13 protein-coding genes and 2 pseudogenes are annotated in these 24127 nt (G+C 66.7%); 3 read left to right on the plus strand and 12 right to left on the minus strand.

All coding sequences use genetic code 11. From position 1 onward, the window contains the following. Positions 1-37: 37 nt before the first annotated feature. On the minus strand, positions 38-1483 hold the full coding sequence (locus A39O_RS0108650; RefSeq protein WP_020504273.1) for a DUF1254 domain-containing protein: 1446 nt from the start codon (positions 1481-1483) through the stop codon (positions 38-40). Positions 1484-1770: 287 nt separating this feature from the next. On the opposite strand from A39O_RS0108650, the gene A39O_RS0108655 reads away from it, so the two are divergent. Further along, positions 1771-3204, plus strand: a complete 1434-nt coding sequence (locus tag A39O_RS0108655; RefSeq protein ID WP_020504274.1) for a DUF1254 domain-containing protein — start codon at positions 1771-1773, stop codon at positions 3202-3204. A gap of 68 nt (positions 3205-3272) precedes the next feature. On the opposite strand, the pseudogene A39O_RS43510 reads toward A39O_RS0108655, so the two are convergent. From A39O_RS43510 to A39O_RS0108715, 11 genes and pseudogenes are all read right to left on the minus strand, one after another. Then, a pseudogene (locus tag A39O_RS43510) lies at positions 3273-3404 on the minus strand (hypothetical protein); the annotation flags it as partial. Between the two features lie 212 nt (positions 3405-3616). Beyond that, positions 3617-4617: pseudogene (locus tag A39O_RS38110) on the minus strand (AAA family ATPase); the annotation flags it as partial. A 163-nt stretch (positions 4618-4780) separates the two neighbouring features. After that, on the minus strand, positions 4781-6682 hold the full coding sequence (gene dnaK / locus A39O_RS0108670) for a molecular chaperone DnaK (RefSeq protein ID WP_020504277.1): 1902 nt from the start codon (positions 6680-6682) through the stop codon (positions 4781-4783). A gap of 533 nt (positions 6683-7215) precedes the next feature. After that, positions 7216-9408, minus strand: a complete 2193-nt coding sequence (locus A39O_RS0108680; protein ID WP_026199253.1) for a patatin-like phospholipase family protein — start codon at positions 9406-9408, stop codon at positions 7216-7218. A gap of 171 nt (positions 9409-9579) precedes the next feature. After that, entirely contained in the window at positions 9580-10359 is a 780-nt protein-coding gene (locus A39O_RS0108685; protein ID WP_020504280.1) for a bestrophin-like domain, read from the minus strand. 28 nt (positions 10360-10387) lie between these two features. Beyond that, positions 10388-10513 (minus strand): hypothetical protein, encoded by a 126-nt coding sequence (locus tag A39O_RS43115; protein WP_020504281.1) that lies wholly within the window; start codon positions 10511-10513, stop codon positions 10388-10390. A gap of 229 nt (positions 10514-10742) precedes the next feature. Next, positions 10743-11255 carry a DUF1269 domain-containing protein gene (locus tag A39O_RS0108695; RefSeq protein WP_020504282.1) on the minus strand — a complete coding sequence of 171 codons (513 nt, stop codon included), beginning with the start codon at positions 11253-11255 and terminating at the stop codon, positions 10743-10745. Positions 11256-11445: 190 nt separating this feature from the next. Then, entirely contained in the window at positions 11446-15558 is a 4113-nt protein-coding gene (locus tag A39O_RS0108700) for a YhdP family protein (protein WP_157639869.1), read from the minus strand. Positions 15559-16084: 526 nt separating this feature from the next. Then, positions 16085-16957 carry a polyphosphate kinase 2 family protein gene (locus A39O_RS0108705; protein WP_020504284.1) on the minus strand — a complete coding sequence of 291 codons (873 nt, stop codon included), beginning with the start codon at positions 16955-16957 and terminating at the stop codon, positions 16085-16087. After that, on the minus strand, positions 16954-19587 hold the full coding sequence (locus tag A39O_RS0108710; RefSeq protein ID WP_020504285.1) for a plasma-membrane proton-efflux P-type ATPase: 2634 nt from the start codon (positions 19585-19587) through the stop codon (positions 16954-16956). Before A39O_RS0108710 ends, A39O_RS0108705 begins: the two co-directional genes overlap by 4 nt. A gap of 31 nt (positions 19588-19618) precedes the next feature. Continuing rightward, positions 19619-19822, minus strand: coding sequence for a hypothetical protein (locus A39O_RS0108715; RefSeq protein WP_020504286.1), 204 nt, complete (start codon positions 19820-19822; stop codon positions 19619-19621). Positions 19823-20437: 615 nt separating this feature from the next. Here A39O_RS0108715 and A39O_RS0108720 point away from each other — a divergent pair. Beyond that, a complete protein-coding gene (locus tag A39O_RS0108720; protein WP_157639871.1) occupies positions 20438-22717 on the plus strand; it encodes a DUF3141 domain-containing protein in 2280 nt (759 codons plus the stop codon). A gap of 50 nt (positions 22718-22767) precedes the next feature. Further along, positions 22768-24126 (plus strand): bifunctional enoyl-CoA hydratase/phosphate acetyltransferase, encoded by a 1359-nt coding sequence (locus A39O_RS32715; RefSeq protein ID WP_020504288.1) that lies wholly within the window; start codon positions 22768-22770, stop codon positions 24124-24126. Position 24127: the final 1 nt, after the last annotated feature.

Consider the following 24127-nt stretch of genomic DNA (forward strand, 5'->3'; position numbering starts at 1 on the left):
TTCCACCGGCCGGCCGGCCGGCCGGGCGCGGCGCCGCTCAGTCTATGCGCCGCACGGCCGGCGGAAACCACAGGCCGTCCCGGATCGCGATCTCCGGCAGGTAGGTGCGCAGCGTGACCAGGAAAGCGTCGCGCGGCGCGGGCAGCCAGTTGCCCTCCGGGACGCCGGCGGGCCGCTCCGCGGCGAAGGTGACCGTCAGCGAGCCGTCGCGCGCCGGCGCCAGCCCCGGTGTCTCGGGGCCGACGAGGTAGCGGCCGAGCGGGTTCTCGACGAGCCGTCCGTCGCTCGCGCGGTACATGGTGAGCGACCAGAATCCGCCCTGGCCCACGGGCGGCAACTGCCCGGCGGGGAAGGTCAGCGTGTAGCTCCGCCGCCCCTCGAGCGGACGGTCCTGCGCGTCGCGCACCGCGACGAAATACATCGCCTCGTCGGCCGGCAGCGAGCCGACCTGCGTGACCTGCGTCGCCGCATGGCGCAGCGGATCGAGCCCGAGTCGGCCGGTCTGTGGATCGGGCACGCGCCAGCCCTCGCGGAACGGGCCGTAGGAAGCGACGGCGTTGATCGCCAGCTGCGCGTCGCGCGCACCCGCCGTGATCGCCTCGCGCAGCGCCGGATCCTCGGGCAGCCGCCCGCCCGGGCCGAGGCCGACCGCGTTCGACATCGCGCTCAGCGCCCGGTAGGGCGGCGGCGGCGGATTGAGCGCGGTGTAGTCCGAGACGACCTCGAAGAAGCGCAGCGGATCGCGCAGGCGATGCAGCGCCTCGCCGTCGACCGCGGAGGTCTCGATGCGCGGGAACGAGCGGTCCGGACCGCGCCATCGGTCCAGCGGTGCGAGCCGGATCGTATCCTGGACGGAGCGCGCCGCGGCCAGATCGGCCTCGTTGCGCGCGCGCACGCGCTGGAACAGCGTGGCGACCGGGGTCGGCACCACGACCACTTGGTCTATTCCCTCCGGCGTCGCCTCGTCCCAGCCGGGTGGCGCGATCAGGATGTTCGCCGCGATCTGTCCGATGGTGCGCGGGCCGAGCACCGCGACATTGCTGAAATAGGCGTCGAGGATGGCGACCGACAGGTAGCGGTCGCGAACCGCCGGGAGCGACAGCACCACCGGGCCCTGCCGGTCCAACCGCAGGAACGCGGCGCCATACAGCGTGTCGACGTTCGGCATGACGGTGGTGGTGCGCGGCGTCGAGAAATCCCGTACCAACAGCCAGCCGCCGAACGGCTCCTCCTGCGGCGCGATCATGAGGCGCGCTGCCCGATAACTGGCCAACTGGGCGAGGTTCATGAAGGCGGGCAGGCCGATCAGGTACGCCTGGGAAGCGATGGCGCGCGTCGTCCACGCATGCGCCTGCGCGATCTGCGCCGGTCCGAGGTCAAGCCGATAGGATTCGATCAGCGGCGGCTCCTGCGCCACGGCGCCCCCCGCGAGCGATAGCGCCAGCGCGCAGGCCACACCTGCGCCGAGTCTCGGCTTCTGCATTGCATACTCCAACTTCAGTGCTAATCGTCGCGTGCAGGTCGATCTGCCGGTCTTGTCCTCGCCAGAGGGGACACAAGCTAGCTGAGGCGCTCTCTTTGACACAATCGATCGGTTACCCATTCTGGGTATCGCTCCCGTTGTATGGGGTCGGGAAGATCGGCTAGCTTTCCAGCTCGCCGGGGAGCAGTCCTGGGCTCGCGCTGGCTTTGATTTCCTATATCCAACAATGCCTGCCTCTAACAATGCCTGCTACTTACTTGAAGACGCTACGCGTCCGCGCGACTGGCGTGGCACTGAACGTCGTCGGATCGCTGAGCTTGCTGTCTCCGGCCGTCGCGGCGGGACCGCCGATCGCTGCGCTTGGCACCACGGCTGGCGCTCCCGCGGACGCCTCATCCGTCCACGGCGCCGGCCTGACGTCTCTTTCGCCGGCGGACGTGACCACCATCGCCTCAATCGGCTACGTCTGGGGATACCCCACGGTCGACCTCTACCGGATCATGTACGAGCAGGCGCTGGACCCCAAGTCGGGCCTATTCCTTGCGCCACTGAACAATGTCGGCAATTTCCGAAACGTCGCCACACCGCAAGACACCGCGACGATTTCGCCAAACGTCGATACCCCGTATTCGTACGCGTGGCTCGACCTCCGCCAGGGGCCGGTGATCATCACGGTGCCGCCGTTCGCCGCAAACCGATACATGTCTATCGAGTTGTTCGACCTCTATACCTACATCCTCGGCTATGTCTCGCCCCGGACGAACGGGCACGTTGGCGGCGACTTCATGGTGGCGCCGCCCGGCTGGCCGGGACCGAAGCCGAAGGGAGTAAAGAAGGTCTTCCTGTCGACGACGACGCTGGCGCTTGGGCTGTTCCGCACGCAACTTTTCCGGCCCGACGACCTGAATAATGTCCACGCGATCCAGGACCGCTTCCAGGTCCGCACACTAGCCGAGTACATCGGACAGCAGGCGGTGCCGCCGGATCCGCTGCCGCCGCTCGTCGCGCCGGTAGACCTGCGCAAGGACCCGACAAGCATCCAGTTCTATACCGTGCTCGACTGGATGATGCAGTTTATGCCGGTACTCGCCGACGAACAGGACTTGCGCGCGCGGCTCGCGCGGATCGGCATCGAAGCGGGCCGGCGCTTTGACCCGCCCGCGCCGCTGCAGTCGGCGGTCGTCGATGGCATGCGCGAGGCACTCGGGCAGATGCAACAGCGCGCGCTGCGCGTGCGCTCATCGTCCGAGCTGTTCGGCTCGCGCGAGTTCTTGAAGCAGGACGATCTGACGCGCGCAACCGGCGCGATGCTCGGTATCCTCGGCAACGCGCAAGAGGAGTTCCTCGGGGTCGGCTGGCAGGCGGACGTGGACGGCAAGCCCTTCGATGGTACGAAGCGCTACAGCATCCACTTCGCGCAGGGCGACCTGCCGCCCGTCGGCGCCTTCTGGTCGATCACGGCGTACACGGCGCAGAAGCTCCTGTACGCGAACCCGCTCGAGCGCTATGCAATCAACTCGCCGATGCTGCCGTCGCTGACGCGCGGCCCCAACGGTGGCATCACGATCTATGTGCAACACGACTCGCCAGGCAAGGATCTGGAGAGCAACTGGTTGCCGGTGCCGGACGGGCCATTCGGCCTGACGTTCCGCACCTACGAACCAAGCGAGGCGATTCGCGACGGCCGCTGGCGCGCGCCGCCGGTCGTGCCGGTCAAGTGATGGGACGATGATGCCGGGTTACCGCGGGATGCTTAAGGCGCGGTTGGAGCGCTCGGGCATGATGGCGCTCAACGCGTCGCCGTGAAGATCAGCTCGCTTCGCTCGGCCTCGACATGGATGGTATCTCCCGGCGCGAAGTGTCCCGCCAGGATCTCCTGGGCCAGCGGATTCTCGAGGCGCTGCTGAATGACCCGCTTGAGCGGCCGGGCGCCCTAGACAGGATCGAAGCCGACATTGCCCAGCAAGTCCAGGGCCTCATCCGTGATCTGCAGGGTTATCCCCTGATCCCCAGGCGACGGGCGAGGATGTCCACCTGAAGGCGTGCGATGCGCCGGATCTGCTTGCGCTGCAGCGGGTGGAAGACGACGGTGTCGTCGACGCGGTTGATGAACTCGGGGCGAAAGTGCTGGCCGACGATCTCCATCACCGCCCTCTTCATCTCGTCGTAACGCTCGTCTCCGGCTGTCCGCTGGATGACGTCCGAGCCCAGGTTGGAGGTCATGGCGATGACCGTGTTGCGAAAATCGACGGTGTGCCCTTGGCCGTCCGTGAGGCGGCCGTCGTCGAGGACTTGCAGCAGGACGTTGAACACGTCCGGGTGGGCCTTCTCCACCTCGTCGAGCAGCAGTACCGAATAGGGCCGGCGGCGCACGGCCTCCGTCAGATAGCCGCCCTCGTCGTAGCCCTCCTCCTGGCCGACGACGCGCTTGCCGAGATCCTCTTCCAGGTGCAGCAGCTTCTCGCGCTCGCCTTCGAGCATCTTGGAGACGGGGATACCGGTCCACTTGGAGACGACCTCGGCGACCTCTTCCTCGGCGACCTTGTCGCGCAGCAGGGTGGTCTCCTGTTGCTCCGCTTGCTCGGCCTCGACGAGGCGCCGCTCGAGCTCCGGCATGCGCCCGTGCGGCTCGCAGCCTCGTCGATGAGGTCGATGGCCTTGTCCGGGATCTGGCGGTCGGTGATGTAGCGGTGCGAAAGGGTGGCTGCGGCGACAATCGCGGGGTCGGTGATCGTCACCCCGTGGTGGACCTCGTAGCGCTCCTTTAAGCCCCGCAGGATTGCGATGGTGTCCTGTACGTTTGGCTCGTCGACAAGCACCTTCTGAAACCGGCGCTCCAGGGCGGCGTCCTTCTCCACATACTTGCGGTACTCGTCGAGCGTCGTGGCCCCGACGCAGTGCAGCTCGCCGCGGGCAAGGGCGGGCTTGAGCATGTTGCCCGCGTCCATGGCGCCCTCGGCCTTGCCGGCGCCGACCATGGTGTGCAGCTCGTCGATGAACAGGATGATCTGGCCCTCCTGCTTGGCCAGGTCGTTGAGCACGCCCTTGAGCCGCTCCTCGAACTCGCCGCGGAACTTGGCGCCAGCGATCAGGGCGCCCATGTCGAGGGCGAGCACCCGCTTGCCCTTCAGCCCTGCCTGCCGGCCAGGCCGGGCTTCATCAGATCCATCGAGCGCGGAAACGGGACCGGCGCGTCATAGGTGCATCTCGACCCATTGCAGGATCTGCGCGAGCCCCATCGCACTCGGCACCCGGTTGATCGTCTCGCAATGGGGGCAGACTAAGATCATTGCCGTTTCAGCCCGGGCTGACGTCTTCAAACTCGGCATCCACGACATCGTCGTCGCCCCCGCGCTCCGTCCGACCGGTGTTCCCAGTCTGGGATGCGGCCCGCGCGGCCTCGAAGAGCCTGCCGGCCTCCGTCTCCAGGGTCTGGGTCTTGGCGGCAATGGACTTGGCGTCGCTGCCCTTGATGGCCATTTCCAGGTCGCCGATGAGCCCTTCGATGCGGTCTCTACCGGCCGCTGCGAGCGTGCCCTCAAGGTCCTTCACCGTGGTGCGGATGGCGTGAATCAGGGCGTCGGCGCGGTTGCGCGCCTCGACCAACTCGTGGAACTTGCGGTCTTCCACGGCGTTGGCCTCGGCGTCCTTGATCATGCGCTGCACGTCCTTCTCAGAGAGTCCGCTCGACGCCTTGATGACGATGGATTGCGCCTTACCGCTGGCCTTGTCCTTGGCGGAGACGTTGAGGATGCCGTTGGCGTCGATGTCGAAGGCGACCTCGATCTGGGGCATCCCGCGGGGGGCCGGCGGGATACCTTCGAGGTTGAACTGGCCGAGCGACTTGTTGGCGCTCGCCTGCTCGCGCTCGCCTTGGAGCACGTGCACCGTGACGGCGCTTTGATTGTCGTCGGCCGTGCTGAAGACCTGGGTCGCCTTGGCCGGGATGGTCGTGTTCTTCTCGATCAGCTTGGTCATCACCCCACCCAGGGTCTCGATCCCCAGCGACAGGGGTGTGACGTCGAGCAGCAGCACGTCTTTGACCGCGCCCGTGAGCACCGCGCCCTGAATGGCGGCGCCGACGGCAACGGCCTCGTCGGGGTTGACGTCCTTGCGCGGCTCCTTGCCGAAGAGCGCCTTGACGCGCTCCTGCACCTTCGGCATGCGCGTCTGCCCACCGACGAGGATCACCTCGTCGATGTCCGACGCCGAGAGCCCCGCATCGGCGAGTGCCTGCCGGCAAGGCCCCTCGGTGCGCTCGATGAGGTCCGCGACCAAACCCTCCAGCTTCGCCCGCGTCAGTTGGACATGGAGGTGCTTGGCGCCTGTCTGATCGGCGGTGACGTAGGGCAGATTGATATCGGTCTGGGCCGCAGACGACAGCTCGATCTTGGCCTTCTCCGCCGCCTCTTTCAGGCGCTGCATCGCGAGCGGGTCGCCGCGCAGGTCGATCCCCTGTTCCTTCTTGAAGGTGTCGGCCAGGAAATCGATCAGCCGCTTGTCGAAGTCCTCCCCGCCGAGGAAGGTATCGCCATTGGTCGACAGGACCTCGAACTGGTGGTCGCCCTCCGCCTGCGCGATTTCGATGATGGAGATGTCGAAGGTGCCGCCGCCCAGATCGTAGACGGCGATCTTCTGATCCCCGCGCTTCTTGTCCGTCCCGTAGGCGAGCGCCGCGGCGGTCGGCTCGTTGATGATACGCTTCACCTCGAGACCGGCGATCCGGCCGGCGTCCTTGGTCGCTTGGCGCTGGGAGTCGTTGAAATAGGCGGGGACCGTGATCACCGCCTCCTTCACCGGTTCGCCAAGATAGTCCTCGGCGGTCTTCTTCATCTTCTGCAGGATGTGCGCCTGCACCTGGGGCGGCGCCATCTTGGTGCCGTTGGCCGCGACCCAGGCGTCGCCGTTGTCGGCACGCACGATCTTGTAGGGGACCATGCCGATGTCCCGCTGAACTACGTCCTCGTCGAACCGGCGCCCAATCAGACGCTTGATGGCGAACAGGGTGTTCTTGGGGTTGGTCACGGCCTGGCGCTTCGCGGCCTGCCCCACCAGGACCTCTCCATCGCTTCCAAACGCCACCATCGAGGGGGTGGTCCGCGACCCTTCCGCGTTCTCGATCACCTTGGGCCGATCGCCCTCCATGACCGACACGCAGGAATTGGTCGTGCCAAGGTCGATACCGATGACTTTGCTCATGTCTTTCTCTCCTCGAGTCAGGTTCGGTGCCCGCCTTGGGCGAGCGCTCGCGCGACGGCAGGTCAGGCGGTGAGGCCGCGGCCGGCATCGCCCTTCCCGATCCGGTCGTACTCCAGCGCCGGGAAGGGCGCGTCGGTCAGGTTGACGGCTGGATTCAGTCGCCCTTGACCGCGATCTTCTTCGCTTTGCTCTCCGCCGTCTTGGCGTCGGTATACTGGGCTCAGATGGCGTTTCCCGCGATCGCCTGCGCCGACGCGACTAATCGAAAGTTCTCGCCTGATGGTGAGTCATTCTTATAGGCGTAAGAGACAGCGCTCCATTCTGCTCGGGAGCGTCATAAGCCTCTCTGCCAGCCGACTTTAGAGTAGCCGCCTTCTGTAAGTTTCCGGCGATCTGCATTGATGTGACTGATCGTCAGTGCCTGTGTCAAATATCCCGGCAACACCTGAAGCAGTCAATGTCATGAATACCCAAAATGGGCCGCCCGAGATGCCGTCAGGCCCGTAGCGGAAACGCTCGCGCGGACACTCAGTTCAAGGTCGCCCGAGGATCAGATAACCCGTGGTATTCCCGTCTCCGCCCAGGCCCAGGCCAAAGTAGGCGGGGCCGAGCCAGGTATCGGCCCCGAGGAAGACGCTGCTGCCGAAGCGGGTGCCGGGCTTGGTCACCAGCGGGTTGGTGTCCTCCAGTTCGCCGACCTCCAACGAGGCGCCGAAGTAGATGCCGCGGCCCAGCGGCGGCGGCAGGGCGCTGATCAGCCGGTAATAGGTGAGCGAGCCGAAGGCGACTTGGTTGCCGCGGAACTCGTCGTTGGCGTAGCCGGACAGGTGGAGAAAGCCACCTAGGGCAAACTGATCGTAATAGGGCATGTCGCCGCCGAAGGCCTTGCCGGCCTCGGCACTGGCGACGAGGGTGTTGGCGCCGAACGCGAAGGCGCCGTCCCAGCGCCCCGCGGCGCGGTTGAAGTTGACGTCGGCACCCAGGGCAGACTGGGGTGAACGCAGGTCCAGCGTCAGGCGGTTACCGCGCCGCGGCACATAGGCGCTGTCGAGGGTGTCGTAGACAAGGGAGGCGCGCAGACCGGTCTCGTTGGTCGTCCTGGTGGGGAGACTGGGGTCACCCGTATCCAGTTCGGCTGAGGCGTTGGCAAGGACCGCGCCGATACGCACCTCCGCGTTTCCGTCGAATAAAGTGCCGCCCAAGTCCAGACCCAGCGCGCTGCGGGTCAACTGATAGACGGCGACCCGGTTGCCGTCCTGAAAGACGTTGAGCGGGGCGCTCACCGCCCCGAGGCTGGGCACGATGAAGGTGGAGCGCTCGACCGAGAAGGGTTGGTAAAACTCGGTGTAGAAGTCCGCGACGTTGCCGATCTGGGTGGTCGTATACCATTCGGCGCCCAGGCTGTTCATCCAGGTGCGACGATAGGTTCCGCGCAGGCCGAAGCGGTTGTCTCCCTCGAAGTCGGAGGCGACGCCGAGCCCGAAAGTGAGATAGCCTGGTCCCCAAGGCTTTTCGCGCGCATTGACGATCAGACTGTTGGAGCCGCCCTGCCGATCCAGGTTGTAGTTGATGTTCTGGAAGTCGCCCCGGCCGTAGAGCCGCTGGATATCCTTGTCGAGTACCGGGCGGTTCAGTGGTCGTCCGACTTGGTGGTCGACCAGTGGCAGGAAGATCTTGGGATTGACGTAGGTGAGGCCGCGGATGTCGACCTTGGTGATCGGCGCCCGGTCCGGGACGGCGCGGGGGCGGCTGGCCAGCCAGGCTGCATAGTCCTCGGGACTGACACTGAGGTGCGCGAGACGCGGCGCTGCCTTGCGGGCGGCGGCCTCGCCGATGCGGATCGCCTTCGCGGCGCCGTTGAAGTCGCTGGAGGACATGTTGCCCAGCTCCGGTATGATCAACACGTCCTCGCCTGGGCGTAACTCCTTGAGCGACCGCTGCACGTTTTGTTCGGTGAGGATCGTGACCATCTGCGCCATGACCCCGACCACCGACCCCAACTGGTCGCGGGGGAGATAACCGCCCCCCAGGTTGACCGCAATGACCAGGTCCACGCCCATCCGGCGGGCGACGTCGATGGGCAGGTTTCGGACCAGTCCGCCGTCCACATAGATGTGGTCCTCGAACAGGACCGGCGCGAAGACGCCTGGGACCGACATGCTGGCGCGCATCACCTCCGGCAGGGGTCCGGAGTCGAAGACCCGCATGGAGCCATCCTCCAGATTGGTCGCCACGGCGCGATACGGGATCGGCAACTCGTCGAAATTGCGTATCCCGTCCGCGTTCTTGACCAGTTGACTGAAGAACATCTCCACCTTCTGCCCCGCCAGGGCACCGCTGGGCAGACTGACCTTGCCGTCATTGACGCCGATGCTGAAGTCGAGCTTAGGATTCAAACTCTGCTCCCGGCGGCGGATCGGCCAATCCTCCCGGGGCGACTCATCGACAAAGAGCTTGTCCCAGTCGACCGTCGTCAGGCTGTGCTCCATCTCCCTCGGGCTAACGCCGCTGGCATAGGTGCCGCCCACCAGTGCGCCCATACTGGTCCCAACCACGACGCTGATCGGGATGCGCAGCTCCTCCAGGACCTTGAGCACACCCACATGGGCCGCCCCGCGTGCACCGCCCCCGCTCAGCACGAGGCCAATGCGCGGATGGGAAGGGTCGCGGGCCAACGCCGACAGGGCCATACAGCAGAGCAACAGCAGCAGCAACAGGCGTCTCATCGGCGGAAACTCCATCAACAGCGCCATCAACAGGGCTAGGGGACAGGTCCAGTACAGCGACGACACCTGAGTCAACTGCGGTATAGGGTCAGCAGTTGCTGAAGCTCCCGCCGCGAGGCGGCTGCAAGCCGGCGATCATGATTGGGCTGGGCGCAGCCGCGCAGGCCACAATCACTTCATGCCTTCCCGCAATTGAATCAACACCTGGTCGGAGTTCTCCATGCGAATCAAACCGAGCCGTGGGTATTCCAGGTCGAGGATGACATACACGGTCACTGCCGTCACCACCGCGAAACCGAAGATATGGACCCAGGAGCGGGACTTGCCGCCCGCCATGTCATAGCCGGCCAGCAGCGACGCCGTCAGCGAAAGCGCCGCGATCATGACGAAAATCACCATGGGCGGATGCCGAAGCGCTGATTCAGCGCGCGTCGTGGTGATGTCGATCATCTGGTTCAGTGCCGGCAGGAGCAACATGGGCGCGGACTGGACACCGGAGTCACGGCACGCCGCGACGGCGCTGTTCCAGATCTCACCCTGAAGCTGGAGCGAATGTGCCAGTTCCATTTTCGCCGCTGCGACATCGGGCAATTCCTTGTAGGTGGCAATCCGCGAGTCCAGGTACCGTCGGAACAATTCCCGCAGAGCCGGCTGCGCGCCGGCGGGAAGCAGATCCAAGCGCAGCCAGGCGGTGCCAATAGCGTTGGCCTCCACCACTACCAGTTGCCGTTGTTCGTCGAAACGCGTACCCGCCCCGGAAAACGTAAAGGCGATCAGCAATCCCAGCAGGGCAAACACGGCACCGTCCAGCATGCCGACGCCCTGCCGTGATCGTTCCGCTTCCCGCGCCGAGCCCCGAGTGCCAATGCGACGCCCCGCCTCCAGGAGCACCAGCATCCCGAGGAACAGCCCCCCGGCGAAGATCAGGGCATGAGTGGATGATTGGCCCATTGGGCTCTCCTTGGCGCGGTCGCGCCGGTCAATCCGGGTTCGTCCAGTTTGGCGTCAAAGTCCCGCCCGATTGGCGCGGCGGAAACTCGGCGAGCGAGCGCGCATGGTCGGCCAGGATGTCGCGGAGCATGCCGCCGAGGAACGCCTTCTTCATCGCCAGGAGGTTTGAGCGGTGGTCATCTCCTCGTTTCAACGAATCCTTTAGCATGTTGAACAGCAGCGCGCTGTCCGCAAACGGATCGAAGATGCTGTCGCCGATAGGACTGAAAGTACGCCTGCAAGCAGGCAGAGAGCACGCATAAAATTGTAACCCTGTGTCTTGCGTTCGGCCCGTGTCGCCGGCAATAGCAGCCAGGAACCAGGGCCGCGCGCCCGGCGGGCGGTCAAGCTGCCGGGGCCGCCGCCGGATGGGCCTCGATGAACGCCTTGAGTCCGTTCTCCTCATCCTTCGTCAGCGAGGTCTGGATGACATGGCCCTTGCCCTTGAATGGCTCCAGCGCTGCCAGAACCTTGTCCGGGGTGACCTTTTTCACCAGGATGAAAATGGCGGAGCAGCCGGGCTGAAACTTTTCGGCCAACTGCTTCATAAAGTCGTCATTGATCCCGAGATCGGTGAAGCGCCCCGACAGTGCGCCGGCTCCAGCCCCCACGGCCGCACCCACGAAGGGCATGAAAAACAGCATTCCGACCAGCATGCCCCAGAAACCACCCGTTACCGCGCCCATGGCGGTGAGGTCCGTGGCCTGGTGGAGTTTGATCTTTCCGGCGGCGTCCTTGGTCACGACGACCACGTCGTCCATGTCGATCAGGTACTCCTGTTGCAGCTTGGCAAGGGCCGCCCGCAGCTCGAAGGCGGTCTGCTCATCGGGAAACGATATTACGATAAGATTGCTCACTTGACGGTCTCCGGTTGGTCAGGTTGTCGAAAACCGATGCTAATTGGCGGTTGGGGGCACAAGCAATTCGATGGTTACCCAGAATGGGCCAAGACCTATCTGGAGGTCGGCCAGCGCTTAGGCCGACTTCCGCTATTCGAGACCTTGAGCGCAACTTCTCAATATGTGCATCGATACGGGCACACCGGCCTTACCAGCCGAGCCGGGTGATGTCCGGCCGGTCCCAGGGGCCGGTGATGCGGTACTGGTAACTGGCCAGACGATTGAGGGCGCCTTTGGTGAGCCGATTGAACAAATAGACCGCCGCGCCGGCCTCCGGACCCGCGGCCACCCCGCTCGCCAGGGCGAGGCTGGTGCCGAGGCTGGGGACCACGGTGACCAGTTGGTCGTAGGTGCGGGTGCGCAAGTCGGCGATGCCCCTGACCTGGATGTCGCTGGAACTGGCCGCGATCTCGAAAGTCTGCACGCGCGCCTGGCCGCAACCCAGCTCGATCCGTCCGGTGATGCGGTTGAAGGCGAACCCCCGGGCGTAGAGGTCGGCGATGTCGAGGGACAGTCGGCGGCGCAATTTGTACAGGTTGAGAAAGCTGTTGAGGGAACCCAGCACCCGGCCGACCCCGGGATTCACGTCCAGTAGGCGCCCAGGTCCCACGTCGAGTTCGATCCGCCCGGTCGACTGCAACAGCGCGAAGTCCCCGAGACCGCCCGCCCACCCGAGCCGCAGGCGCGCATCCACCAGGGCAGGACTCAGCAGGGGGGCGTAATCCAGGGCACGCAGCAAGGCACCGGTGTCGGTGGATTTGAGGGCCAGGACGAGGTGGCTGCCGGTGCCGTCCGGTGCGTCCTGCGCGTCGGCGCTCCCGGTCACCCGCGTGTCGCCCGGGCCTGCATAGTCGATCCGCGCGACCTCGATCCCGCTGCCGTGTGGGCGGACCTCCAGCGCGAGATGACCGAGCCCGGCCGCTCCCCACCGCAGGTCCGAAACCCGCAGGTCCAGGGCCGGCAGGCGCGGCAGCGCGAGCGCCGCGGCGGTCGGGGCCGGTTGCACCCCCAGCGCGCCGCGCTCAGCCGTCCGCTCGGGCCTCAGGGCCTTGAGGTCGATACGTTCGACCTGGACCACCAGCGGCTGCGCCGACCCGGTCGCGACGGCTGGCAATCGGACCTGGCCGGCCAGTTGGCGCGAGTTGAGGCTTAGGGCCCAACCGTCGGCCGCCGGGGCGGCCTGCACCTGGGCGTCGGTCAGGCTGGCCCAACCCAGATCGAGTCGGGCGAGCCGCACGTCCGCCGACACTGGGCCCAGCGACCGCTGGAGAGCTCCGGGCGCGTCGCGGCCAATGCCGAGACCAGCGCCGAGGCCAACGGCAACGCGCTCCCACCAGCCGCGCCAGGCCGGCAGGTCCAACTCCTTGAGGGACCCGTCGATGACCAGACCCGAGGTCGGCGGCGGCGCGGCCCGCCGCGCCCCCAGGGTCACCCGACCGCCCGCCGGCAGCGGCGACGCCGCGTCGGGGTCCAGGACCAGGTCCCAGGCCAGCGGCTCCCAACTGCCGCTGACGGCCAGCCCACCGCCGGGAAGCGGCACACCGGTCAGTGCCAGGGGCCGCGGTGGGGCCGCGGCCTTGCCCAGGGGGCGGGGCAGGTCCAGGGCCAGACCGCGCAGGTCCGAGCGCAGCGTGAAGCCGAACGGCGTACTTTGGCCCGAACGGTCGCCGCGGGTGGTATTGCCCCGGCTTGGAGCGCCCCGGGTGAGACCGGAAGTGTAGAGGTCGACCGCCAGGTCCCAGCCCAGGTCGCCGCTTGCGACCCGCCACCAGGGGGACGGAAAGGCCTCTGCCAAGGCCGCGACCGCGGTGCGGGAACGGGCCTGGATGCGCGTCGCTGCCGAGCGCGGGCCCCCGGCAGCGACCGTGCCGATGGCGAGCGTGACCGGCGCCCCCCAGAGCCGGGCGCGGATGCCGTCGGCCTGCACCAAACCCAGGCCGAAACGCAGGTCGCCGGAGAGCGCGGTCAATTGCAGCGGGGTGCCGAGCAGGCGCAGGCCGGCGGGGCCCGGCCAGGACAAGCGCCCGTCGAGCTTCAAGGCCCCGGCCGCATCAAGGGGGAGATCCAGGCCCAGGACCAGTTGCGAAGGGCCATCGACCTCCAGGGCACGCGCCAGGGGTCCCAGGGGTCTGTCCAGGGGGGTGTCGCGGACGAATTGCAGCCCATCGGCGAAGGGCCCGCTGGCCGTCAGTTGGATCGACAACCGACGCGGGTTCCAGAGGTCGGCGATGGCGGCCCGCCCCTGGCTCAGCTCGGTTCGATAGAGACGCCCCTGGTCCAACCGGACCTCAAGCCGCTGTGCGGCGAGGCGCAGCCCGCCGGCGGCGGCCTCGATCGGCGGCCAGCCGGGCAGGTACCGCAGCACCAGGTCCCGATAGTCCAAGTCGAGCTCGAAGCGGCCCTCCCCGGCGCGGAAGGGAAACCGATCAAGCGGGCCGCGCAGCACCAAGTCGCCCCGCGGGAGACGGCCGGCGACCAGTGCCTGGCCAAGCCAGCCGGCCGCACCCGTGTCCGACGCCGCGATCGGCAGGTAACGCCGAATCTGGGCCAGGTCGGCGTCCTCGATGCCCGCTTGCAGGTCCAGGACAGGGCCGGTCTCCGGCGCGTCCGCGGGTCCCGCCGGAGCGCCTGGCAAATCCAGGGTGAAGTGCCCTCGCGCGGTGAGGTCCTGATTGCCCAGCACCAGCTCGGTGCTCGCGACCTGCCAGCCGCCGGCCGGACCGCGCGCCCAGGTAAGCCCCCCGCCGAGGCGCTCGAACTGGAGGATGGAGTCGAGGCGCGGGCGCAGGTCGAGTCCCAGTCCGTTGGTGCCCAACCCGACGGTTCCCCCGTCCTGATTCGCCCGCAGAATGGCGTTGAGCCCAGTGACGCCGGGCCATTGTCCCTGTCGCCGCAGGCCCAGTCCCCGGATGTCGGCTGCCACCTGCCAGCTCGGCGGCCCCTGGGGCGGCAGCCGGACCCGTACCGCGAGTCGCCCGAGCCGGCCGCGCGGGTCCAGGGCGGCAATCCGGTACGGGTCCACTGCCGACGTGTCCAGGGCCAGTGACCGGGGCCAGGCGCCGAGCACCCGCGCGACGAGTTGCAGGTCGAGGTCGGCGACCGCCAAGTCCAGTGCGAGTGGCCGCGCGTCCGCGGCCAACCGCAGATCGAGCCCCAGGTCCGTGACCCCGGCGCCATCTACCGCCAGCCCGAGTTGCGCCGTCTCAACACGCCAACCGGGGTCATCGGGGGTGACACGGACCAGGCCGTCGAGATGGTCCAGCACCAGCAGGGGCAGCGACGTTGTCGGTCCCGTGCCCACTGTGTCGCCGCCTGGATCGCCCTTGGGATCGGTCGTGGCGACCCCGGCTGGATCGGGTCCGGCAGGACGGCGCATGACCACACCGTCCATCCCGACCCGATTGAGACTCTCGCGCAGTTCCCCCTGCTCCAGTTGATTCCAACTCTCCAGGCGCACCCCTTGGCTGCTCACCAGTCCCGGCCCGGGCAGACTCGCAAACACCAAGGGGGCCAGATCGCCACCGGCCAGGCTGAGCCAGACCTCGCCGCTCCACCGGCGCGTATCGCCCGCCGCCCCCCGCAGGTCCGCACGCACTGCGAGCTGCGCCTCGATCGGCACGGCGACCGGGGCGGCAACCGGGTCTGCCACGGGCCCGGGTGCCGCGGCGGCGGCCAGGCTGGCAGCGAGTGCGAACTGGTGGAGTGGACCTGTGTTGTGCAGCCGCAGACTCAATCGCGCGAGCCGGCCCTGCGCCCCACCCAGGGCATCGTCCGCAAAGTGCAGGTCCCCATCGGTAATCGCGAGCTCGCGCGCGGTCAGGAGGAGCGCCAGCGCACCCGGATCGTCCGTGCCCGAATCGCCCAGCCCGACCAGGCTCACCCGACCGTCGTGTGCGCGATGCAGCGCCAGTTCGGCACCGACCAGGGTGAGGAGGCTCAGGCGGGGCTCGCCCGCCATCAGGGAGGCGAACGGGTCCAGGTCCAGTTGCAGGGCGTGCAGGCGCAACAGGTCGGCCCCGCCCCCCTGCGAGCCGATCGTCACGTTGGCGAGCACCAGTTGGGGCGACCAACCGACGAGGCGCAGCCGCAGCGTCTCAACGCTGACGGGACGCTCGAGCCGGGCGGACAGGGCCTGGGCCAAGGGTTCGCGGTAGCGGTCGGCGAGCGGCAGGGCCAGGCGCAGGGCCGTCAGCAGGACGGCAAGCAGGATCAGGGCTAGCAGTCCGAGCCGTAGAGCCCAGTGGATCAGCCGATACATCATGAAATCGCGGCCGTGGATGGGTGAGGCCGGCGCAGATTGCGGCGCCGACGGAAACACCGCCGTCTGTCCCAAGACGGCTCGGTGCGCGCCACCGGGCATTGATCATAATCCCGGCCCGGAGGCAGTCTACGACGCCGCTGGTCCGCACAGCGGACCCCACGAATCGCGGCCTTACCGTAGGGTCCGCTGTGCGGACCTATCAGGGCCGGCTGGAACGACGATAACGGCAGGCCACCGCTCAAGGCCAGGAGGGGGAAGGCGCAACCATGCAGGCCCAGGATGCGCCCCTCAGCCACTCGGAACCCCACCCCTGGATGGCCGTGCGTCGAACGCGCTCAGTACGGCATCCAACCCCGGGAAGAAGCCGTCAGCCCCGACCAGAGCGGTCAGCTGCGAGCGGTCGAATTCCGCTACCGGCAACCGCAATCCGCGCCTGGTGGTGGTCGCTGTTGCCATTCGCAAACTCCTAAGCAACGAGCAAAATCGCTGTCGCTGTCGCCGAACGATCGGCAGCAATCGGCCTGTCTCAGCCCTTCTTGCGCTTGCCGCCCCCCGTCTCCTCAACCGCCGCCGCATGATACTCGCGCCGGATCTGGTCGAGGTCCACTGTCGGCTTGGGGTATTTCAGGTCCAGCGCCTCCATGGCCTCGAGTACGATGTGGCCAACCGCCAGGTTGCGGAACCCTTTATGGTCGCACGGGATGGTGAACCAGGGTGCGTGCTCGGTCGAGGTCCGCTCCAGTGCCTCGTCGAAGGCATCCAGGTAATCGTCGAAGAATTCGCGCTCCTTGTAATCGGAATCGCTGATCTTCCATTGCCGATCGGGGTCATCCAACCGCTCCGCGAAGCGCTTGAGCTGTTCTTCTTTAGAGACGACCAGGCAGAACTTGAGTATCGTCGTGCCGTTCTCGACGGCCAGCAGCCGCTCCCACTCATTGATCAGGTCATAGCGCCGTTCCCAGACCTTGCGCGGGACGAGCTGATGGACGCGCGTGACCAGCACGTCCTCATAGTGCGAGCGATTGAATACAGCCACCTCGCCTTTGGCCGGGGCGTGTGGGTGAATGCGCCACAGGAAGTCGTGCGCGGCCTCCGTCGCGGTCGGCACCTTGAACCCCTGGACCTTGCAGCCCTGGGGGTCCATGCCGCCGATGACGTGCCAGCACACGCCGTCCTTGCCCGCGGCATCCAACCCTTGCAGGACAATCAACAGTGAGTGCTGATTGTCGCCGTACATCTTGCGCTGGAGGTCGCCGAGCTTGACCTTGACCGCCGCAAGCTCCTTGTCCACATCCTGCTCGGCATCGCCCTTGCCTTCCTTGCCCTGGTATGCGGGATCGAATTGCTTCAGCCGTACCTTGGTGCCCGGCTCGACGATCAGCTTCTTCGTGTAGTTCATGCCGGCTGCCCCCCGGCAATCGGCTGGCCAAGAGGCGCCTGTTTCAGCTCACGTTGATCAAGGATGTGATAGTAGGCCAACTTGACCAGGTCGATGATCACCATCCAGGCCAGGACGTAGAGCCACACGATACCGATCAGGCTCCAGGGCAGCTGCGGCACCAGGACGCCGTACGCGCACATCAGGGCCGCAACGGCCTGGGTCGCCACGATCGCCAGGAACAGTGGCGCGCTTGGGTAGGGCGGCACGAAGATCGAGCGCCTGGTGCGCACCACGAACAGCAACAGGTGTCCGCCGGCGGCGAGTTGCAGGAACAGCATGGTCTGGAGGTGATGGTGGTCGAGGGCGAATTGGGCCATCAACTTGGGATCGCTCATCCATTCCATCCCGGCCAGGACCAGGCCGAAGCTTTGTGCGATGGCGAGCAGGCCCATCAGCGAGGAGAAGATCAGGATGCGCTGCATTTGCCACCGCACCGGCCGCGCCGCGGTCTCCACATTGTCATAGGCGATGGTCATGATCGGGATGTCGTCGAGCAGGGCGAGCACCACGATCATGATGGCGGTCAGCGGCTGGAAACCGAAGAACACATAGGCCATGACCACGACGAACATGATGTCGAGCGTCATGGCAATACGGTAATAGACATAGGAGCGAATACGCTCGAAGATCTTGCGCGCCTCCACGATCGCATTGACGATGGTCGAGAGTCCCGGTGCCGTCAGGATCAGGGCCGCGGCGCTGCGGGCGGCATCGGTAGCGCCGCTGACCGCCACGCCGCAATCCGCCTCCTTCAGGGCCGGGGCATCGTTGACCCCATCGCCGGTCATGGCGACCAGATGGCCCAACTGCTGGAGGGCTTTGACGATCTGGTATTTGTGCTGCGGGAAGACGCGCCCGAAGCCATCGGCCCGCTCGACCGCCTGGGCGGCGGACCTCGGGATCTGGTCCGGGTCCGCGCCTTCCTTGAAGACATCCCCGGCCACCAGCAGGTGCCCGCCCATGCCCAATTGCTTGGCGATCTCGCTGCCGATGGCCACGTCGTCGCCGGTGACCATCTTCACCGCCAGGCCAAGCTTCTGGGTTTCCGCGATGGTCGACTTGGCGTCGGGCCGCGGCGGGTCCATCAGCGAGAGCAGGCCGATCAGGGTCCAGGTCTTGCCGCCGTCGCCGGAGTTGGCGACCCCGAGCGCCCGGTAACCGCGGCTGGCCAGGTCGTTGACCTGACCGTCGTACTTACCGCGCGTGACCGGGTCCAGTCCGCACAGTTCGGCAATGGCCTGGGGCGCACCCTTGGCGTACTCAAAGGTTCGGCCCTGGGCGTCGGTGATCGTCGCCACCGTCTTCTTGTTTACCGGATCGAAGGGCACGAACTTGGTCTGCTTGACGGTATCCAGCGCCTTGGGGTCGGCCAGGGCATGCAGGACCGCCTGGTCGATCGCATCCTCGCTGTTGCGAAGGCTTGCGAGCGCGGCGGCGAAGACCACGTCCTGGGGCTGGGCCGTACCATAGGGGATGGGGGCATCCAGCTTGAGCTGATTCATCGTCAGGGTGCCGGTCTTGTCGCTGCACAGCACATCGACACCGGCCAGTTCCTCGATCGCCGAGAGTCGCGAGACGATCGCCTTCTCCTTGGAGAGCGCGAGGGCCCCCAGGGCCATGGTCACCGACATCACCGCCGGCATCGCCACCGGCACCGAGGCGATGAGCAGCACCAGTACGAACTGGGCGATGGCGCCGACCGTGTCCCAGCCCCAGACATCGGCGACCACGACATCGCGATAGACCTGGAAGCCCACCAGCACCACCGCGAGCGCAATGGCGAGCAGGATCAGGAAGTCGCCGATCTGCAGGACCGCCTTCTCGGAGTGCGACTTGGCGCCCGCGGAGGCGACCAGCTTGGCGGTACGCCCGAAGAAGGTCTGGTTACCCGTCGCGGTCACCGCCGCCGTCATAGTGCCCTGCTTGGCGATACTGCCCGAGTAGGCGCTGTCGCCCACGCGCTTGGAAACCGGCAGCGATTCACCGGTCAGGGCCGACTGGTCGACGCTCAAATAATCGCCGTCGATCAGTAGACAGTCGGCCGGCAGGATCTCGCCGGCAGCCACCGTGATCACATCGCCCGGAACCAGCTCGGCGGCATCGATGGACAACCACTGACCCCCGCGTAGCGCCCGCGCCTTGAGCGCCAGGCCCTTCTTGAGTGCCGCCAGCGCATTGGCCGCCTTGTTGTCCTGCCAGAAGCCGACCGCCGCGTTATAGAGCAGGAGCCCCGTCACCACCGCGAAATCGGGCCAGTCCCGGCGCGCCAGCGAGATCAGGGCCGCCGCCTCGATCATCCAAGGGATGGGCCCCCAGAAATAACCGATGAGCTTGGCCCAGCGGCTCTCCTCATGGGCGACGATAGCGTTGGGGCCGACCTTCTCCAGCCGGCCCTTGGCCTCGTCCGCGGTGAGGCCCTTGGGCGAGGTCCCGAGTTTGGCGAGTTCGGCCGCGATGGCAGCCGGGCCGAGGGTGGTCGGCGCCGCCGCACCCGATGAGGCATCGGCGACGGCTGGAGGCGTCGTCGTCGCCACAGTGGCGGCGGCGTCGTCGGGGGCAACGTTGGCAACCGCAGTGAGGGTGGTCATGGTATCTCCCCAATCAATGGTTTTGGGACCGCTAGTCCTGATTCGCTTCGACCTCGGCCAGCGCGGACTTGATAGCCTGGATGACCAGGCCCCGCGCCTTGCCCTCATCATCGACGTCCGGCACGTCCCACTCCATGATGCGGAGGTATTTCTTCAGCACATGCTGGACGTCCTCAACGAGCTCCCGGTGATAGCGGGCCAGCTCGATCTTTTCACTGTCTTCACTTTCGCTCATGGGTGCAATCCTCTCGGTGAACCGACGACTCGATGATTGGCCGCATTGATCGACGCGGCCAGGCGCATCCGCTGATTGGGATGCGACCGGTAGCGACCGGCAATGTCTCATTCAGTGAGGCGACTACGGTCGCGACCGGAATAGGCTGTGATCGTGTCAGCGAATGGCCAAAGTTAGCGCACCCTTGCGAGCGGCGGCAAGCCGGCAAGTACCCAATATGGGCCAGTGCACAGGCTCATCCGCGCGGTGCGTGCGCATGCCTGTGCCAAGGCAGGATGGACCCCGATCATGATGATTTTGTTACGGCTCCTGGTCACCACTGAAGGCCGGCGCACCCCGCGCGATATGGCCCATTTTGAGTACCCGCCGCATTGACTCGCGTTTCGCAATGGCTAAAGTCGCTACCTGTTATAGCCTTCGTACCTGATATCCAGACAGAGCCTTGGTGTAGAGGCGGGTTTGAAACCCGCCCCTACGTCCGGTTATCACGTCCGGTAGCTATATCAGGAAAGTTCTGAAGGCAGACGCTCTGTACGGGTGCAGATTCGATTCTTGCGTCCCTCGCAGCCCTGGTCCGTGACCCAGTCAACCCAACCTTCCTTATTGGAGTACAAGATGGCAACTGATCCAGTGTCAAAGCCGGCCGCGACAGTGAGTCCGCTCGCAACGCCTTACGCCGCCTTTAACGGGGCGCCTTACGCCGCCTTCAACGGGGCCTTGCCGGAGTATCTGATCGACGCCTTTCAGCGTAGCGTACTCTTCCTCGAATTGCTGCGCGAGCGCGGCAACGAGCAGGCCGAGATCACGTCCCAGCCGCTGGCGACCGTACTGCGCTTCGAGCACGAAATCCTGATCAGTGGCCGCTCGCTGCCAAAGCCGATCAACTATTCGCTCTCGCGTATCGTCCCGCCGGTCGGGACCATCATCGACTCGCGCAAACGCCCCGTGGTGGTGGTGGACCCGCGCGCCGGCCAAGGCCCCGGCATCGGCGGCTTCAAGGCGCAGAGCGAGATCGGCGATGCTCTGGCCGCCGGTCACCCCGTGTATTTCATCGGATTTGCGGCCACGCCCGAGCCCGGCCAGCAGTTCCTGCATATCGTGGAGGGCCAAGTCAAGTTCTTCGAGCGCATCGTCGAAATGCACCCCGACGCCCCGCGCCCCTTCGCCATCGGCAACTGCCAGGCGGGCTACCAGACGCTGATGGTCGCCATGCTGCGGCCGGACCTCTTCGGCCCCTGCCTGGTCGCCGGTTCGCCGATCTCCTACTGGCAAGGGGTGCACGGCAAGAACCCGATGCGCTATTCCGGCGGTCTGCTCGGCGGCAGTTGGCTGACGGCACTGACCAGCGATCTCAGCGACGGCAAATTCGATGGGACCTGGCTGATCCTCAACTTCGACAACCTCAACCCGGCCAACTGGCTGTGGGGCAAGCAGTACGATGTCTATGCCAACATCGACACCGACGCCAAGCGCTTCCTGGAGTTCGAGAAGTGGTGGGGCGACTTCATCCAGCTCAACGGCGACGAGCTCCAGTTCCTGGTCGACAACCTCTTCGTCGGCGACAAGCTGACCCGCAACCAGTTGCAGTCGAGCGACGGCAAGGTCTTCGACCTGCGCAACATCACCTCCCCGATCATCGTCTTCACCTCGCTTGGCGACAACATCAGTCCGCCCCAGCAGACGCTCGGCTGGATCCTCGATCTGTACCGCGACGTCGATGACATCCGCGCCACCGGCCGGACCATCGTCTATTGCCTGAACCAAAAGGTCGGACACCTCGCCATCTTCGTCTCCTCAAAGGTCGGGGCCAAGGAGGACGAGGAGTTCGTGCAATTGATGGACGTCATCGACTGCCTACCGCCCGGTCTCTATGAGATGGTCATCGACCCGCGCCCGGCCGACCTGCCCCCGGGCGGCTTCGTGACCGGTGACTGGATCTGCCGCTTCGAGGCCCGCTCGCTCGACGACATCCGCGCCCTGGGGCGCAACAGCGAGGAGGACGACCGCGCCTTCGCCGCCGCGGCCCGGCTGTCGGAACTGAACCACTCGATCTACCGGACCATGATGCAGCCGCTGGTGCGCGCAATGGTCAGCCACCCGGCGGCAGAGTTCGCCCGCACCATGAACCCGCTGCGCCTGAGCTACACCCTGTTCGCGGACAGCAACCCCTGGATGAAGGGCATGCAACAGCTCGCCACTGCGGTGTCCGCCGACCGCAAGCCGGCGGCGCCCGACAACCCCTTCCTCGCGCTGCAGCAGCAGGTCTCCGATCAGATCGTCGCCAACCTGGACGCCTACCGCGCGGCGCGTGACCAGTTCGCTGAGCAGCTGTTCTTCGGCTTCTACGGCGCGCCGCTGGTACAGGGGCTGCTCGGGCTCAACACCGCGACCCCGGTGCGCCAACTCCCAGGCACCTCGCCGGAGGTGTTGGCGGCGCGTGAGGCGCAAGCGGCGGCCTACGCCGCCAAGCTCAACAGCGGCGGCTTCGACGAGGCCCTGACGCGGGCGGTGCTTTACGTCATCGCCGCCGAGCGCTCACTCGACGAGCGTTGCGCACTCGCGCTCAACGCCGCGCGCCAGAAGTTCATGCACTTGTCGCTGGACGCATTCAAGTCGCTGGTGCGCGACCAGTTCTTCGTGCTGCTCGGCGAGCGCGAACGCGCGGTGGAGGCCCTGGCGACACTCGTGCCGGAGGCCGAGGAGCGTGCCGAGTTGCTCAAACAACTGGATGCGATCATCGGTGCAGGTGACCCCGCGACCCCTGCCGAGCATGAACGCCTCGCCCGACTGTCGCAGGTCCTGGCGGTGCCGACCGAGAAGCTGGCGTCCCTGGCGGCCTTCCGCCGTGTCCACGCCGCCAAGGCGGCCGGCCAGCACGCCACGGGGTCGCGCTGAGCCGGTCGCCCAGATCAGGTTGCGCCCAGATCCGCACTGGAGTCATTACCATGCAGACGCTCGTGAACAAGACCTTCGATGAGATTGCCCAGGGCGACACCGCCGCCATGCAGCGCACCCTGCAGGCCGGCGACCTGCGGGCCTGGGCCGCCGCCTTCGGCGATCCGGACACGGTCGCCGGCCCCGGCGAAGACCAGGCCGCCGCCGGGATCGTCACCGCCATCCTGACCGGTTTGGTCGGCTCGGCCCTGCCGGGCCCTGGGTCCTGCGTCCGTGCCGCCTCGGTGCAGATCAAGGCCGAGTTGCCGATCGACTCCGCCCTGACCGCGCGGTTGTTGGTGCGAGAGAAGCGAGACCACGGGATCGTCGTCCTCGACGGCCAGTGCACCGACGCGGCGGGCCAGGTCGTCGCGACCGCGACCCTGGAAGTACTGGCACCGACGACCCGGCAGCAGCGCCAACTGGCCGAGCATCGGCTGGAACGGCTGATCGAGCGCTGCCGGGGCTCAAAGCCCATGCTGACCGGCGTCGTGCACCCGTGCAGCACCGATGCATTGGCGGGCGCGGTGGAGGCCGCCGCGGCCGGGTTGATCGTGCCGGTGCTGTTCGGACCACAAGCGGAGATCAAGACAGTCGCTGCGAAGGCGGATCTCGATATTACCAAATGCCGCATCGTCGATGCGGACGGCGCCGAGGACTCGGCCCAGAAGGCGGCAGCGGCGGCCGGCGCCGGCGAGGTCGCCGCCCTGATGAAGGGCAGCCTGCACACCGACGTGCTGCTGCACGCGGTGATGCAGAAAGAGGCGGGGCTGCGCACCGGCCGGCTGCTCAGCCACTGTGCCATGGTCTCGGTGCCGACCTACGCGCGCCGCTTCGTGGTCACGGACGTGGCGCTCAACATCGCCCCGGACACCGACCAGAAGCGTGACATCTGCCAGAACGCCATCGGCTTCGCCCGCGCCCTCGGCATCGAGGTCCCCAAGGTGGCCGTCCTGGCGGCCGTGGAGATGGTGCGAACCAAGATGCCGGCCTCCCTCGACGGAGCGATCCTCGCCAAGATGGCCGACCGCCGCCAGATCGTCGGCGGTATCGTCGACGGGCCACTCGACCTCGATGCCGCGGTGGACCTGGGGGCCGCGCGGATCAAGCACATCGAGTCCCCGGTCGCGGGCCTCGCCGATGTCCTGCTGGTGCCGAACATCGAGGCCGGCAACATGGTGTACAAGAACCTCGCCTTCATGGCCGATGCTCAGACCGCCGGTCTGGTAGTGGGTGCCCGGGTGCCGGTGATCCTCACCAGCCGCGCCGACACCGCCGCCGCGCGCCGCTTCTCGGCCGCCGCCGCCGTACTCTACGCCGATGCACTGGCGCGCGATCCCAGCATCCTGAACCCCGAAACCGCGGAGTGAC

The sequence above is a fragment of the Lamprocystis purpurea DSM 4197 genome (genome assembly GCF_000379525.1).
GTDB lineage: Bacteria > Pseudomonadota > Gammaproteobacteria > Chromatiales > Chromatiaceae > Thiodictyon > Thiodictyon purpureum.

What these genes read in the sequence shown, in the direction of transcription:
- A39O_RS0108650 (WP_020504273.1), bottom strand. Translation starts at nt 1,483, where the DNA reads ATGCAGAAGCCGAGACTCGGCGCAGGTGTGGCCTGCGCGCTGGCGCTA.
- A39O_RS0108700 (WP_157639869.1), bottom strand. Translation starts at nt 15,558, where the DNA reads ATGATGTATCGGCTGATCCACTGGGCTCTACGGCTCGGACTGCTAGCC.
- A39O_RS32715 (WP_020504288.1), top strand. Translation starts at nt 22,768, where the DNA reads ATGCAGACGCTCGTGAACAAGACCTTCGATGAGATTGCCCAGGGCGAC.
- A39O_RS43115 (WP_020504281.1), bottom strand. Translation starts at nt 10,513, where the DNA reads ATGAAGAAGGCGTTCCTCGGCGGCATGCTCCGCGACATCCTGGCCGAC.
- A39O_RS0108715 (WP_020504286.1), bottom strand. Translation starts at nt 19,822, where the DNA reads ATGAGCGAAAGTGAAGACAGTGAAAAGATCGAGCTGGCCCGCTATCAC.
- A39O_RS0108705 (WP_020504284.1), bottom strand. Translation starts at nt 16,957, where the DNA reads ATGAACTACACGAAGAAGCTGATCGTCGAGCCGGGCACCAAGGTACGG.
- A39O_RS0108685 (WP_020504280.1), bottom strand. Translation starts at nt 10,359, where the DNA reads ATGGGCCAATCATCCACTCATGCCCTGATCTTCGCCGGGGGGCTGTTC.
- A39O_RS0108720 (WP_157639871.1), top strand. Translation starts at nt 20,438, where the DNA reads ATGGCAACTGATCCAGTGTCAAAGCCGGCCGCGACAGTGAGTCCGCTC.
- A39O_RS0108680 (WP_026199253.1), bottom strand. Translation starts at nt 9,408, where the DNA reads ATGAGACGCCTGTTGCTGCTGCTGTTGCTCTGCTGTATGGCCCTGTCG.
- A39O_RS0108710 (WP_020504285.1), bottom strand. Translation starts at nt 19,587, where the DNA reads ATGACCACCCTCACTGCGGTTGCCAACGTTGCCCCCGACGACGCCGCC.
- dnaK (WP_020504277.1), bottom strand. Translation starts at nt 6,682, where the DNA reads ATGAGCAAAGTCATCGGTATCGACCTTGGCACGACCAATTCCTGCGTG.